Annotated in this window: 15 protein-coding genes and 1 pseudogene; 8 read left to right on the top strand and 8 right to left on the bottom strand. The window is 57.2% G+C overall.

The genetic code is table 11. The annotated features are described in order from the left end of the window. Positions 1 to 2 precede the first annotated feature (2 nt). Positions 3 to 134 (top strand): annotated as a pseudogene (locus tag KB892_RS23080) (helix-turn-helix domain-containing protein); the annotation flags it as partial. A gap of 61 nt (positions 135 to 195) precedes the next feature. Here the strand turns inward: KB892_RS23080 and KB892_RS23085 are convergent. Further along, positions 196 to 402 (bottom strand): DUF1107 domain-containing protein, encoded by a 207-nt coding sequence (locus KB892_RS23085; protein WP_002886707.1) that lies wholly within the window; start codon positions 400 to 402, stop codon positions 196 to 198. Positions 403 to 725: 323 nt separating this feature from the next. Between KB892_RS23085 and KB892_RS23090 the strand changes: the two genes are divergently transcribed. Continuing rightward, a complete protein-coding gene (locus KB892_RS23090) occupies positions 726 to 1,283 on the top strand; it encodes a YtfJ family protein (RefSeq protein WP_002886706.1) in 558 nt (185 codons plus the stop codon). Here KB892_RS23090 and cysQ read toward each other — a convergent pair. Beyond that, positions 1,273 to 2,016: a 3'(2'),5'-bisphosphate nucleotidase CysQ gene (gene cysQ / locus KB892_RS23095; RefSeq protein WP_002886705.1), complete on the bottom strand. Its 744-nt coding sequence runs from the start codon at positions 2,014 to 2,016 to the stop codon at positions 1,273 to 1,275. The genes KB892_RS23090 and cysQ overlap by 11 nt on opposite strands. Before the next feature lie 191 nt (positions 2,017 to 2,207). Here cysQ and cpdB point away from each other — a divergent pair, with 191 nt between their 5' ends. After that, the gene (gene cpdB / locus KB892_RS23100; protein ID WP_002886704.1) at positions 2,208 to 4,151 is read left to right on the top strand and encodes a 2',3'-cyclic-nucleotide 2'-phosphodiesterase; all 1,944 of its coding nucleotides are present in this window, start codon (positions 2,208 to 2,210) and stop codon (positions 4,149 to 4,151) included. A gap of 54 nt (positions 4,152 to 4,205) precedes the next feature. On the opposite strand, the gene KB892_RS23105 is transcribed toward cpdB, so the two are convergent. Next, on the bottom strand, positions 4,206 to 4,577 hold the full coding sequence (locus KB892_RS23105) for a winged helix-turn-helix transcriptional regulator (protein ID WP_004152015.1): 372 nt from the start codon (positions 4,575 to 4,577) through the stop codon (positions 4,206 to 4,208). Between the two features lie 89 nt (positions 4,578 to 4,666). On the opposite strand from KB892_RS23105, the gene KB892_RS23110 reads away from it, so the two are divergent. The 4 genes from KB892_RS23110 to ytfE all read left to right on the top strand — a co-directional run bounded on the left by KB892_RS23110 (position 4,667) and on the right by ytfE (position 8,209). Further along, positions 4,667 to 5,515 carry an SDR family oxidoreductase gene (locus KB892_RS23110; protein WP_002886702.1) on the top strand — a complete coding sequence of 283 codons (849 nt, stop codon included), beginning with the start codon at positions 4,667 to 4,669 and terminating at the stop codon, positions 5,513 to 5,515. 77 nt (positions 5,516 to 5,592) lie between these two features. Then, positions 5,593 to 6,417 (top strand): AraC family transcriptional regulator, encoded by an 825-nt coding sequence (locus KB892_RS23115; RefSeq protein ID WP_002886699.1) that lies wholly within the window; start codon positions 5,593 to 5,595, stop codon positions 6,415 to 6,417. A 75-nt stretch (positions 6,418 to 6,492) separates the two neighbouring features. After that, complete coding sequence (locus KB892_RS23120; RefSeq protein ID WP_002886691.1) at positions 6,493 to 7,464, top strand: DMT family transporter; 972 nt, start codon at positions 6,493 to 6,495, stop codon at positions 7,462 to 7,464. Positions 7,465 to 7,546: 82 nt separating this feature from the next. Further along, positions 7,547 to 8,209 carry an iron-sulfur cluster repair protein YtfE gene (ytfE, locus tag KB892_RS23125; RefSeq protein WP_004152016.1) on the top strand — a complete coding sequence of 221 codons (663 nt, stop codon included), beginning with the start codon at positions 7,547 to 7,549 and terminating at the stop codon, positions 8,207 to 8,209. Between the two features lie 104 nt (positions 8,210 to 8,313). On the opposite strand, the gene cycA is transcribed toward ytfE, so the two are convergent. Together cycA and fklB are read right to left on the bottom strand one after the other, a co-directional pair. Beyond that, on the bottom strand, positions 8,314 to 9,717 hold the full coding sequence (gene cycA, locus KB892_RS23130; RefSeq protein ID WP_002886688.1) for a D-serine/D-alanine/glycine transporter: 1,404 nt from the start codon (positions 9,715 to 9,717) through the stop codon (positions 8,314 to 8,316). Positions 9,718 to 10,021: 304 nt separating this feature from the next. Next, entirely contained in the window at positions 10,022 to 10,642 is a 621-nt protein-coding gene (fklB, locus tag KB892_RS23135; RefSeq protein ID WP_002886687.1) for an FKBP-type peptidyl-prolyl cis-trans isomerase, read from the bottom strand. 218 nt (positions 10,643 to 10,860) lie between these two features. Here fklB and KB892_RS23140 point away from each other — a divergent pair, with 218 nt between their 5' ends. Then, positions 10,861 to 11,535, top strand: coding sequence for a LysM-like peptidoglycan-binding domain-containing protein (locus tag KB892_RS23140; protein WP_002886685.1), 675 nt, complete (start codon positions 10,861 to 10,863; stop codon positions 11,533 to 11,535). A 108-nt stretch (positions 11,536 to 11,643) separates the two neighbouring features. Here KB892_RS23140 and rplI read toward each other — a convergent pair whose 3' ends face one another. The 3 genes from rplI to priB are packed head-to-tail and all read right to left on the bottom strand — an operon-like array spanning position 11,644 to position 12,681. Beyond that, entirely contained in the window at positions 11,644 to 12,093 is a 450-nt protein-coding gene (rplI, locus tag KB892_RS23145) for a 50S ribosomal protein L9 (RefSeq protein WP_002886682.1), read from the bottom strand. Positions 12,094 to 12,134: 41 nt separating this feature from the next. Then, entirely contained in the window at positions 12,135 to 12,362 is a 228-nt protein-coding gene (gene rpsR / locus KB892_RS23150) for a 30S ribosomal protein S18 (RefSeq protein ID WP_000135199.1), read from the bottom strand. Between the two features lie 4 nt (positions 12,363 to 12,366). Then, positions 12,367 to 12,681, bottom strand: a complete 315-nt coding sequence (gene priB / locus KB892_RS23155; protein WP_002885722.1) for a primosomal replication protein N — start codon at positions 12,679 to 12,681, stop codon at positions 12,367 to 12,369. Between the last annotated feature and the right edge of the window lie 5 nt (positions 12,682 to 12,686).

A 12,686-nucleotide genomic window follows, 5' to 3' on the forward strand; every position in this document is an offset into this window, starting at 1 on the left:
CCACACTCCCACTTAACAAAATTGCTTTATCGGTGGGCTACAGCGATCCGGTCTATTTCACCCGCTTGTTTCGTAAACATAACGGCATCCCACCGGGCGAATATCGCAAACGCTATGCGGAAATGAAGGGCTAAAAACATCAACGGCTCCCATCGGGAGCCGTCTTTTACCTACTACGTACTGCTACGTGCCAGGCTATGCCATCTCAGTTTGCAGACGCAACACCTGACGATTGACTTCGGACATCACTGACAGATGCAGCTTGTCCTTGACCTTCGGGATAAGGATTTTGCCCTTATCAAATTCAAATGCGCCAACGTCCTTGATGTACAACCGTCCACGAAACAGGATCTTCACGTACTTCGCCACTTGCAGCGGATTGTAGCGTTGGAAAATTTTCATTCTTCTCTCCTGCCAGGGTTACGCTCTTGTGGTGCCACAGTTAGCCCACGTCTTGGGAGCGCAAATTTTAATGCCCTAAAACTATAGTCCAGAATCTCAGAGGGACCCAGTATGTATAAGTTTATTTACCCTTTGATGACAATAATTCAGAATTTTCGTTTCAGACATACGATGAAGTAAGTATAAGTCGCCGTTTTACGACTAATTTGTGCGTCAACACGCAAACTGGCATCCTCATTGCGGGTAATCACCGTCAATCGCACTTATGATTAAACGAGACCAAGTGGTCGGATCACCTGCATAAAAATGATTAAGGATTGCGCATGACCCTACGTAGCATACTGGCCGCCTCGTTACTGCTTCTCCCGCTGCTGGCCACAGCGCATAACTTCGTCGACGGCCAGCGCGTGGCGCCCGTTGGCGTCGCGGATCGGGGAGAGCTTATTCTGGATAAGGATAAGTTTAGCTATAAAAACTGGAATAGCGCCCAGCTGGCGGGAAAAGTGCGCGTGGTCCAGCACATCGCCGGACGCTCGTCAGCAAAAGAGAAGAATGCCAACCTGATCGAGGCGATTAAAGCGGCGGGCTTCCCGCACGATCGCTATCAGACCACCACCATTGTAAACACTGACGACGCCATCCCGGGCACCGGGATGTTTGTACGCAACAGCATTGAAAGTAATAAAAAGCTCTTCCCATGGTCGCAATTTATCGTCGACAGCAACGGCCTGGTGCGGAAGGCCTGGCAGCTGGACGAGAAGAGCTCAGCGATCGTGGTGCTGGATAAGAACGGGCGTGTGCAGTGGGCTAAAGACGGCGCCCTCACCCAACAAGAGGTGCAGCAGGTGATCGACCTGCTGCATAAATTGCTTAATAAATAGAGACCCGGAAGCCGGGGTTAAGGAAGGATTCACGCGGCGTGTAGTCGAGGGTTTTCCCCTGCCAGTCGTGAACATGCGCCCCGGCGGCCACCGCGACCGCATGGCCGGCGGCGGTGTCCCAGGTGCTGGTCGGCCCGAAGCGCGGATAGAGCTGGGCCTGACCTTCCGCCACCAGGCAGAATTTCAGCGACGAACCGATTGAGGTGGTCTGGTGTTCGCCAAGTTGCTCAAGATACTCCTGCAGCTCCGGATCGTTGCTATGGGAGCGGCTAATCACCACCAGCGGCGGACGGGCATCGCGGACCTGGATCTGCTTGCGTACGCCGCACTCTTCTTTCCAGGCTTTGCCATTTTGCGCGCTGTACATCACCTTCATCACCGGCGCATAGACAACGCCCAGCGTCGGCTTGCCGTTTTCAATCAGCGCGATATTGACGGTGAATTCGCCGTTACGCTTAATAAACTCTTTGGTGCCGTCCAGCGGGTCGACCAACCAGTAGCGCTGCCAGTGCTGGCGCACTTCCCAGGACGGCGGGTCCTCCTCGGAGAGGATCGGGGTATCCGGATCCAGCGCCTGCAGGCCGCTGACAATGACTTTATGCGCTGCGATATCCGCCGCCGTGACCGGAGAATCATCTTTCTTGCTGGCGACGTTGATCGGCTGGTTTCCATCGTAGACTTCCATGATGGCATCGCCCGCATTCCGTGCAAGCTGACATACTTGTTCTAACATTCTCCACCTCGTCTGGTTACAGTGGCGTTAACTCGTTGTTTTATTTATATCGCATCACCGCGAGTTCCGCTATCTGTGATAACGATGGCGGTTTCTCTGCCCGCTTTTCTGGCAAGATTCACATTTCTGTAAGCAACAGAATATAAATACATTTTCTTCTGTGCTATCGCTCATAAAAAAGGACGCCTCTGATGATTAAGTTTAGCGCAACGCTCCTGGCCACGCTGATCGCCGCCAGCGTCAACGCCGCGACGGTCGACCTGCGGATCATGGAAACCACCGATCTGCACAGCAATATGATGGACTTCGACTATTACAAAGATGCCGCCACGGAGAAATTCGGCCTGGTGCGTACCGCCAGCCTGATCGAACAGGCGCGGGCAGAAGTTAAAAACAGCGTGCTGGTGGATAACGGGGATGTGATCCAGGGGAGCCCGTTAGGCGACTATATGGCGGCAAAAGGGCTCAAAGAGGGCGATGTACATCCGGTGTATAAGGCGATGAACACCCTGAATTACGCCGTCGGCAACCTGGGCAACCATGAGTTCAATTACGGTCTCGACTTCCTGCACAAGGCGCTGGCCGGGGCGAAGTTCACCTACGTGAACGCCAATATCATCGATGCCAAAACCGGCAAACCGATGTTTACGCCGTACCTGATCCAGGATACCCGGGTCGTGGACAGCGACGGTCAAATCCACACCCTGCGCATCGGCTATATCGGCTTTGTGCCGCCGCAGATCATGACCTGGGATAAAGCCAATCTTAACGGCAAGGTGACGGTCAATGACATTACCGAAACCGCGCGCAAATATATCCCGGAGATGCGGGCGAAAGGGGCTGATGTGGTGGTAGTGGTCGCTCACTCCGGCCTCTCCGCCGACCCGTATCAGGCGATGGCCGAGAATTCGGTTTACTACTTAAGCCAGGTGCCCGGCGTGGACGCCATTATGTTCGGCCATGCCCACGCGGTGTTCCCGGGTAAAGACTTCGCCAACATCAAAGGCGCGGATATCGCCAAAGGGACGCTGAACGGCGTACCGGCGGTGATGCCGGGAATGTGGGGCGATCATCTCGGGGTGGTCGATCTGGTGCTAAATAACGACAGCGGTAAATGGCAGGTAACTCAGAGTAAAGCGGAAGCGCGGCCAATCTATGACGCGGTGGCGAAGAAATCACTGGCGGCCGAAGATGGCAAGCTGGTGGCGGTGCTGAAAGCCGATCATGACGCCACTCGCGAATTCGTCAGCAAGCCGATCGGCAAGTCCGCCGACAACATGTACAGCTATCTGGCGCTGGTGCAGGACGACCCGACGGTGCAGGTGGTCAACATGGCGCAGAAAGCCTACGTCGAACACTATATTCAGGGCGACCCGGATCTGGCGAAGCTGCCGGTGCTCTCCGCCGCCGCGCCGTTTAAAGTCGGCGGGCGTAAAAACGATCCGGCGAGCTTTGTCGAAGTGGAGAAAGGCCAGCTCACCTTCCGCAATGCCGCCGACCTCTATCTCTACCCCAACACCCTGGTGGTGATGAAGGTCAGCGGGAAAGAGGTTAAGGAGTGGCTGGAATGCTCTGCCGGACAGTTTAACCAGATCGATCCCGCCAGCAGCAAGCCGCAGTCGCTGATCAACTGGGACGGCTTCCGCACCTACAACTTCGACGTCATTGACGGGGTGAACTACCAGATCGACGTCACTCAGCCGGCCCGCTACGACGGCGAATGTCAGATGATCCATCCGCAGGCAGAGCGTATTAAGCACCTGACCTTCAATGGAAAACCGGTTGATCCGCAGGCTACTTTCCTGGTCGCGACCAATAACTATCGCGCTTACGGCGGCAAATTCGCCGGCACCGGTGAGAGCCATATCGCCTTCGCCTCACCGGATGAAAACCGTTCGGTGCTGGCGGCATGGATTGGCGCGCAATCGAAGAAGGAAGGCGCGATCCATCCGGCGGCGGATAACAACTGGCGTCTGGCGCCGATCCACAGCAACACGCCGTTGGATATTCGTTTTGAGACCTCGCCTGGCGACAAAGCCGCGGCGTTTATCAAAGAGAAAGCGCAGTATCCAATGCGCCAGGTGGCCACCGATGATATCGGCTTCGCCATTTATCAGCTGGATTTGAGCAAGTAATGCCTGTTCCCCGGCGGCGCTGCGCTTACCGGGGCTACAGGGAGTGATACATTTTCACTCCCCGTGGTTAGCCAGCACCGAGGGCAGATTAACCTCGATCCAGTCCGCCAGGGCGGCCACCTTCTCGCTCACCTGCAGGCCGAGCGGCGTCAGGCTATATTCAACGTGCGGGGGCACCACCGGATAAGAGACGCGGTCGATAAAACCATCCTGCTCCAGCGCCTGCAGCGACTGCGCCAGCATCTTTTCGCTGACCCCGCCCATCTTACGGCGCAGATCGCTGAAACGGTGGGTTCCCTCGCGCAGCGCCACCAGAATCAACACGCCCCAGCGGCTGGTGACATGTTTAAGCACATCGCGCGACGGGCACTGTTCCGCAAACAAATTGCCGGTGCGCAATTTCTCGCTCAGCGTCGGTTCGGCCATTTCACACTTACCTTTTTGTACGTACTTACTAAAAGTTAGTTAAGGTGGTAGCTTACCACAACTGCCAATAAATACGAAGGAGAAGACCCATGATCGCTCTTACCGGTGCCACCGGCCAGCTTGGCCACTACGTTCTGCAAGACCTGCTTAACACCGTCCCTGCCAGCCAGATTGTGGCGATTGTCCGCAACCCGGCCAAAGCCCAGGCGCTCAGCCAGCAGGGCGTGGTTGTCCGCCAGGCCGACTACAGCGACGAAGCGGCGCTGACCGCCGCGCTGCAGGGCGTGGATAAACTGCTGTTAATCTCCTCCAGCGAAGTCGGCCAGCGTGCTGTACAGCACCGCAACGTCATTAACGCCGCCAAAGCCGCCGGGGTAAAATTCATCGCCTATACCAGCCTGCTGCATGCCGACACTTCGCCGCTGGGTCTGGCCGCAGAGCATATCGAAACCGAGCAGATGCTGGCCGACTCTGGTATCGCTTACGCCCTGCTGCGTAACGGCTGGTATACCGAAAACTATCTGGCCAGCGCGCCGCCGGCGCTGGAGCATGGCGTGTTTATCGGCGCCGCCGGCGAGGGTAAAATCGCCTCCGCCACCCGCGCCGATTATGCCGCCGCTGCCGCCCGCGTTATCGCCAGTGAGGGTCATGAAGGCAAAATTTACGAACTGGCGGGTGATAACGCCTGGACGCTGAGCGACCTGGCTGCCGAGCTGAGCAAGCAAAGCGGGAAAAACGTGGTCTACCAGAACCTCAGCGAAGCCGATTTCGCCGCCGCGCTGAAAAGCGTCGGCCTGCCGGCCGGGCTTGCCGATATGCTGGCGGATTCCGATGTCGGCGCGTCGAAAGGCGGACTGTTTGACGACAGCCGCACCCTGAGTACGCTGATCGGCCGCCCGACCACCTCCCTTGCCGAGAGTGTAAAAGGCATTCTGTAACCGCCCCTCTCAGCTTTTGCGGTTGCGTCCCGGCGGTTCCTCTCCCATATTGAAGGGATAACCGTCGGGAGGCAGGCATGCAGGGCGTACCACTCCAATTTAGTGATGAAAAAGACCGCGCGCGCTTTCGCCATCTCGAACAGCTGCCCGGGGTGGAGCTTTACCACGCCCATATATCCCGCTACGCCTTTGAACCCCATACCCACGAAGCCTTCGGCATCGGCGTGATTGAGCAAGGCGCGGAGCGCTTTCGCTACCGCGGCAGTCAGCATATTGCCGCCGCAAACTCAATTGTCACCATGAATCCCGACGAGCTGCACACCGGCGAAGCGGAAACCGCCGACGGCTGGCGCTACCGGATGATTTATCTGGAGCCGGACCGTCTTGAAGCCATCACCGGGGTGCGAGACTGGTGGTTCAGCGAGGTGGTCCGCGAGGATCCTCTACGTTCCCGACAGATTGGCCAGCTGATTTATGGCCTGTGGCATAGCGACGATCCGCTGGCCCAGCAGGGACTGCTGCTCGACCTCATCGACGCCTTCCGCCCTCTGGCCCACCATGCCTCTGCGCAAGGTGAGGCCGGGCATCGCTTTGACCGCGTGCGCGACTACCTGCACGATAACTATATGCGTCCCATCACCCTCGACGAGCTGGCGCAGGTGGCGGCGCTGAGCCCGTACCACTTTCAGCGCCAGTTTAAAGCCCACTATCACGTAACGCCCCATCAGATGCTGATGGCCATCCGTCTGTGGCGCGCCAAAGCGTTCCTCACCCACGGCATGCCCGCCGCCGAAGTGGCGATAGCCGTCGGCCTCACCGACCAGTCCCACCTGACCCGCGCCTTCACCCAGCGTTACGGCATTACGCCGGTGCGCTATCAGAAGCAGGTCGCCAGGCGCTAATGCGCAATCTCATACAATATTCCTGCCCGGCCCCCTTCTACACTGCAGACAACGGTAATGACAACGGATGCAATGATGATTAGTGGTGTGTTATACGCCCTGCTGGCGGGGCTGATGTGGGGTTTAATTTTCGTCGGGCCTTTGCTGGTGCCAGAGTATCCGGCGATGCTGCAGTCGATGGGACGCTATCTGGCGCTGGGCCTGATCGCCCTGCCGCTGGCGTGGCTCGGGCGCGCGCGACTGCGCCAGTTGAGCCGGCACGACTGGTGGACCGCGCTGGGCCTGACAATGATGGGGAACCTTATCTATTACGTCTGCCTGGCCAGCGCCATTCAGCGCACCGGGGCGCCGGTTTCCACCATGATTATCGGCACGCTGCCGGTGGTACTGCCGGTGTTCGCCAATCTGCTCTACAGCCAGCGCGACGGGAAGCTGCCGTGGCGGCGCCTGTTTCCGGCGCTGATCTGCATCGCCGTGGGCCTGATCTGCGTTAACGTCGCGGAGCTGCGTCAGGGGCTGCCGAATTTTAGCCCGTGGCGCTACGGCTCCGGCATTGCGCTGGCGCTGGGATCGGTGGTCTGCTGGGCCTGGTATGCCCTGCGCAACGCCCGCTGGCTGCGGGAGAACCCGCATCAACCGCCAATGATGTGGGCTACCGCTCAGGCGCTGGTGACGCTTCCGGTTTCGCTGGCCGGCTATCTCGCCGCCTGCGCCTGGCTGCACGGTCAGCAGGCCGGGTTTCCCCTGCCCTTCGGCCCGCGTCCTGCGGTGTTTATTACGCTGATGCTGGCCATCGCGGTGCTCTGCTCATGGGTCGGCGCGCTATGCTGGAATATTGCCAGCCAGCGGCTGCCGACGGTGATCCTCGGCCCGCTTATCGTCTTCGAAACCCTGGCCGGACTGCTGTATACCTTCCTGCTGCGGCAAAGCTTACCGCCGCTGCTGACCCTGAGCGGGATCCTGCTGCTGGTGCTCGGCGTGGTCTCTGCCGTACGCGCCAGACCGGAAAAACCGATGCTGCAGCCGCTGGCGGACGAAAAAAAGTAGCCTCGCCTCCTTAAGGGGTATTCCCTCGCCAAAAAGATGCATTTAAAATACATCTTATATTCCTGATGACGAGGTAACTGCTATGGCTTTCCGTGACCAACCTTTAGGCGAGCTGGCGCTGACCATCCCGCGCGCCTCCGCCCTGTTCCGTCAATACGATATGGATTACTGCTGCGGCGGCAAACAGACCCTGGCGCGCGCCGCGTCGCGCAAAGCGCTGGATGTCGCGGTGATTGAAGCCGAGCTGGCGAAACTGGCCGAACAGCCTCTCTCCCGCGACTGGCGCGCGGCGCCCCTCGCGGAGATTATCGACCATATCATCGTTCGCTATCACGACCGGCACCGTGAACAGCTGCCGGAGCTGATCCTGCAGGCCACCAAGGTTGAACGCGTCCATGCCGATAAACCGAACGTGCCGAAAGGACTGACTAAGTACCTGACCATGCTGCATCAGGAGCTTTCCAGCCACATGATGAAAGAGGAGCAGATCCTGTTCCCGATGATCAAACAGGGAATGGGCGCCCAGGCCGGGGGGCCGATCAGCGTGATGGAAAGCGAGCATGATGAAGCGGGTGAACTGCTGGAAGTCATTAAGCACATCACCCACAACGTGACGCCGCCGCCGGAAGCCTGTACCACCTGGAAGGCGATGTATAACGGTATCAACGAGATGATCGACGATCTGATGGAACACATCAGCCTGGAAAATAATGTGCTGTTCCCGCGCGCCCTCGGCGGAAAGTAAAGAAAAAGGCGCCCGCGGGCGCCCTCGACATTGTCCGTCTTATTTGGCCACTCCGGGTGGTCTTTTTTATGACGGGCCGTTGCAAGCAACGTTAAAATTTTCGTTTATTTCGCCAGCCGTTTTTTGCCGGCAAACAGCCAGCCCGCGCCCAGCAGCACAAACCACAGCGGGGTGACCATCAGCGCTTCACGGGTATCGTCTTCCAGGGTCAACAGCACCAGCACAAAGACGAAGAAGGCCATGCACACCCAGCACATGACTTTACCCAGCGGCATCTTGTAGCTCGACTTCTCATGCAGCTGAGGGCGGTTTTTGCGATACGCCAGGTAAGAGCAAAGGATGATGGTCCAGACGAACATAAACAGGATCGCCGACACCGTGGTGATCATGGTGAAGGCGGCAATCACGCTCGGGTTGACCATCAGCATCACCACCCCGCCCAGCAGACACATGCAGGAGAAGGTTAAGCCCTTCGCCGGCACCGCACGCTTCGACAGCTTGGCGAACATCTTCGGCGCCTGACCATCCTGCGCCAGACCGAACAGCATACGGCTGGTAGAGAACACGCCGCTGTTGGCCGAGGAGGCCGCGGAGGTCAGCACCACGAAGTTGATCAGGCTCGCCGCCGCCGGCAGACCAACCAGCACGAACAGCTCAACGAACGGGCTCTTGCTCGGCACCACGGAGCTCCACGGCGTCACCGACATAATCACAATCAGCGCGAAGACGTAGAACATAATGATACGCAGCGGGATGGAGTTAATCGCCCGCGGCAGGGACTTTTCCGGGTCTTTGGTTTCGGCGGCGGTGGTACCCACCAGCTCAATCCCCACGAAGGCAAACACCGCAATCTGGAAGCCGGCGAAGAAGCCGCTCAGCCCTTTCGGGAACCAGCCGCCGTCATTCCACAGGTGGGCGAAAGAGGCTTCGACCCCGGTCGGCGATTTGAAATGCATCATCACCATTACCAGGCCGACCACGATCAGCGCCACGATGGCGACAATTTTGATCATCGCGAACCAGAACTCCATTTCGCCAAACATCTTGACGGTGGCCAGGTTCAGGCCCAGCAGCAGCAGGATCACCGCCAGCGAGGCGACCCAGTCGGAGAGTCCGGGAAACCAGAACTGCGCGTAGGCGGTGATGGCGACAACGTCCGCCATCCCGGTCACTACCCAGCAGAACCAGTAGGTCCAGCCGGTAAAGTAGCCCGCCCACGGCCCCAGCAGATCGGCCGCGAAGTCGCTAAAGGATTTATATTCGAGGTTCGACAGCAGTAATTCGCCCATGGCACGCATCACGAAAAACAGCATAAAACCGATAATCATATAAACAAAGATAATGGATGGTCCGGCAAGGCTGATGGTTTTGCCAGAACCCATAAATAACCCGGTGCCGATCGCTCCGCCAATCGCGATCAGCTGAATATGTCGGTTTGTGAGATTTCGCCGTAGCGATTGTTCAGTCGGCTCCTGCTCGACAGCAGCGACTTTAACCTGATCTACCATGTGATTTCTTCCTGTTGTACCTGTCTGTGTTGTTCAGGCTCTGATGGCCCGTCGTCTGTCATTAACCCCAGCAAGGGCTAGTCGATATTAGGTAAGAATCGGAGGGATGAATACTATGATTTAGATATAATGTTAATTTTATGTTTAAAGTGAGTGTTATATCACTCATCTAACGCGAAATAGCTCACAAAAATACACCCATACGTGATGAATGCAAAACATAATTCCAATTAATTTTTAACTTAAGGATTTTACGCTATTTTTATGGCTTCCCCTGCCGCGGGGAAGAGGAAGCCGCTGCTGTTTAGATAATGTCCAGCAGTTCAACTTCGAAGATCAGGGTGCTGAACGGAGGAATCGATGCGCCAGCGCCGCGCTCACCGTAGGCGAGGTTGTGCGGGATCGTCAGTTCCCATTTGGAACCTACCGGCATCAGAGTCAGCGCTTCAATCCAGCCGCCGATCACGCCGGTCACCGGGAATTCAGCCGGTTCACCGCGAGCAACGGAGCTGTCGAAGACGGTGCCGTCGATCAGTTTGCCAGTGTAGTGCACGCGAACGCGGTCAGTACGCGCCGGGATCGGGCCTTCGCCCTGGGTCAGTACGCGGAACTGCAGACCAGACTCGGTGCTGTTCACACCCTCTTTCTCGCGGTTTTCATCAAGGTATTTTTGGCCGTCAGCGGCCATGGCCTGAAAACGCTCGCGACGCACAGCGTCAGCACGCTCGTGGATTTCACGCAGCGCGCGGTGAACGGCTTCCACCGGCACCTGCGGCTGGTTACCTTCCAGCGCATCGGCGATACCCGCCACCAGCGCTTCCGGCAGCAGCCCCTGCAGGCCGGATTCGCTCAGCTGTTGTCCAACCTGCAAGCCGATACCGTAACTTGCCTGCGCTTCGATAGTGTCAAAAGTTGGGGTTGCCATCGTTGTTCCTTTTTGGGTGATAAACATCAAGATAAAAGCGTGCGAAAGCATAACAGCCATAGCGAAATGGGTAAAACTTTGTCGGCGGATGATGACAAATCTCAGCGAAAAAGAAACAATAGGCGGCAGCAGGTTAACTTCACTTTGTTCCGGTCATCAGGACGTTAGCCATCTATACTCATGAGCAGGATATAAATATGCGGAGCAGGAGGAAAGCCATGCCCGGGCGCTTTGAACTGACATCTACCCTGGCGAAAATCTGGCACGCCCCGGATCATTTTCGCCTCCTGGACCCGCTGCCTCCGATGCACCGCCGGGGAATTATCGCTGGCTTCCTGTTGGTTATTATCGGTATTCTGCTTCCCTCCGATGATAGCCAAAGCCCGGCGTCCACCAGCCGTGAAGCGAACCTGAACCTACAGTCGCAGTCCCAGCCGCAAGCTGGCGGCAATCAGGCCGTTCCGCTGCCGCCGATCACTAATACGCCTACCGTGAGCGACGCCGATCAGATGGCGCCGGTCGCCCCGGAGCCGATTCAGGATGAGCAGCCGGATCAGGCGCAGACGCAGCAGCCCGCCGCCTCCCAGCCTTATCAATCCTCATCACAGCAGTCCGCGCCGGGTATTGAGCAGCAATGGCGGACCTATCGCATCGAGTCAGGCAAAACCCTGGCGCAGCTGTTCCGCGATCATGGGCTGCCGGCCACTGACGTCTACGCCATGGCGCAGGTTGAAGGCGCTGGCAAGCCGCTAAGTACTTTGCAGAGCGGACAGACGGTGCAGATTCGGCAGAACGCCAACGGCGTGGTCACCGGGCTCACTATCGATACCGGCAACGGCCAGCAGGTGCTGTTTACCCGCCAGTCGAACGGCAGCTTTGTGCGTGCGCGATAGCAGAGAAGACGACAGCAAGCGTTACGCCGCCGCAAAATGAAAGGCGCTAAAAAGCAAAACGCCGGCACAAGGCCGGCGGTTTGTTGTTACCAGAACGTCAGAGGCCGATTACTCAGCAACCACGTTGATGATAACTTTAGCGAATACTTCGCTGTGAACCTGGAAGTTCACTTCGTGCTCGCCAACGTTACGCAGAACGCCGTTCGGCAGGCGAACTTCGCTCTTAGCAACTTTAACGCCTGCTGCAGTAACAGCGTCAGCGATGTCGCGAGTACCGATGGAACCGAACAGTTTACCTTCGTCGCCAGCTTTAGACGCGATGGTTACGGATTCCAGGGCGTTGATCTGCTCAGCACGAGCTTCAGCTGCTGCCAGAACGTCAGCCAGTTTGGCTTCCAGTTCAGCACGACGTGCTTCGAAGAATTCAACGTTTTTCTTGGTAGCAGGAACAGCTTTACCCTGCGGGACCAGGAAGTTACGAGCGTAGCCCGCTTTAACGTTAACCTGATCACCCAGGCTACCCAGGTTTGCTACTTTATCAAGCAGAATAACTTGCATTACCTTATCCTCTCAAAGTCGTATTAATGGACCGTGACCGATTACTGATGACGATCAGTGTACGGCAGCAGGGACAGGTAGCGAGCGCGTTTGATAGCGCGAGCCAGCTGACGCTGGTATTTTGCACGGGTACCGGTGATACGGCTCGGGACAATCTTACCGCTTTCGGTGATGTAGTTTTTCAGCGTAGCGATATCTTTATAGTCGATCTCTTGAACGCCTTCCGCGGTGAAACGGCAGAACTTGCGACGACGGAAATAACGTGCCATATGGCTAGTCTCCAGAATCTATCAATTCAATCTGCTCGGCATGCAGAACCATTTTGCTCAAGCCGTTCTTTGCCTTATGGCAAGAGATGAACCCTCGAACGGTTACTGCGCTACCGACCGTTATACTGTGAGTAATGGCCTGGTTCTCATGACCGCTAATAATAACGGGCATCTGACACCATGCCTGCCGGTGAAAACCGGCTTCCTCCTGCACTGAACGATGCTCAAGCACGAACTGGCAGTGAGGAATTCCTGACGGGCTGACCTTACGAAGTGGAGTCCTGCAAATAATGCCGGACAGCTCCAGACGGTTGGTCATCAGGA

The sequence above is a fragment of the Klebsiella sp. P1927 genome (assembly GCF_018204675.1).
Taxonomy (GTDB): domain Bacteria; phylum Pseudomonadota; class Gammaproteobacteria; order Enterobacterales; family Enterobacteriaceae; genus Klebsiella; species Klebsiella pneumoniae.

Coding starts and splice junctions, on each gene's coding strand:
- KB892_RS23085 (WP_002886707.1), bottom strand. CDS start 402: ATGAAAATTTTCCAACGCTACAATCCGCTGCAAGTGGCGAAGTACGTG.
- KB892_RS23090 (WP_002886706.1), top strand. CDS start 726: ATGACCCTACGTAGCATACTGGCCGCCTCGTTACTGCTTCTCCCGCTG.
- cysQ (WP_002886705.1), bottom strand. CDS start 2,016: ATGTTAGAACAAGTATGTCAGCTTGCACGGAATGCGGGCGATGCCATC.
- cpdB (WP_002886704.1), top strand. CDS start 2,208: ATGATTAAGTTTAGCGCAACGCTCCTGGCCACGCTGATCGCCGCCAGC.
- KB892_RS23105 (WP_004152015.1), bottom strand. CDS start 4,577: ATGGCCGAACCGACGCTGAGCGAGAAATTGCGCACCGGCAATTTGTTT.
- KB892_RS23110 (WP_002886702.1), top strand. CDS start 4,667: ATGATCGCTCTTACCGGTGCCACCGGCCAGCTTGGCCACTACGTTCTG.
- KB892_RS23115 (WP_002886699.1), top strand. CDS start 5,593: ATGCAGGGCGTACCACTCCAATTTAGTGATGAAAAAGACCGCGCGCGC.
- KB892_RS23120 (WP_002886691.1), top strand. CDS start 6,493: ATGATTAGTGGTGTGTTATACGCCCTGCTGGCGGGGCTGATGTGGGGT.
- ytfE (WP_004152016.1), top strand. CDS start 7,547: ATGGCTTTCCGTGACCAACCTTTAGGCGAGCTGGCGCTGACCATCCCG.
- cycA (WP_002886688.1), bottom strand. CDS start 9,717: ATGGTAGATCAGGTTAAAGTCGCTGCTGTCGAGCAGGAGCCGACTGAA.
- fklB (WP_002886687.1), bottom strand. CDS start 10,642: ATGGCAACCCCAACTTTTGACACTATCGAAGCGCAGGCAAGTTACGGT.
- KB892_RS23140 (WP_002886685.1), top strand. CDS start 10,861: ATGCCCGGGCGCTTTGAACTGACATCTACCCTGGCGAAAATCTGGCAC.
- rplI (WP_002886682.1), bottom strand. CDS start 12,093: ATGCAAGTTATTCTGCTTGATAAAGTAGCAAACCTGGGTAGCCTGGGT.
- rpsR (WP_000135199.1), bottom strand. CDS start 12,362: ATGGCACGTTATTTCCGTCGTCGCAAGTTCTGCCGTTTCACCGCGGAA.
- priB (WP_002885722.1), bottom strand. CDS start 12,681: ATGACCAACCGTCTGGAGCTGTCCGGCATTATTTGCAGGACTCCACTT.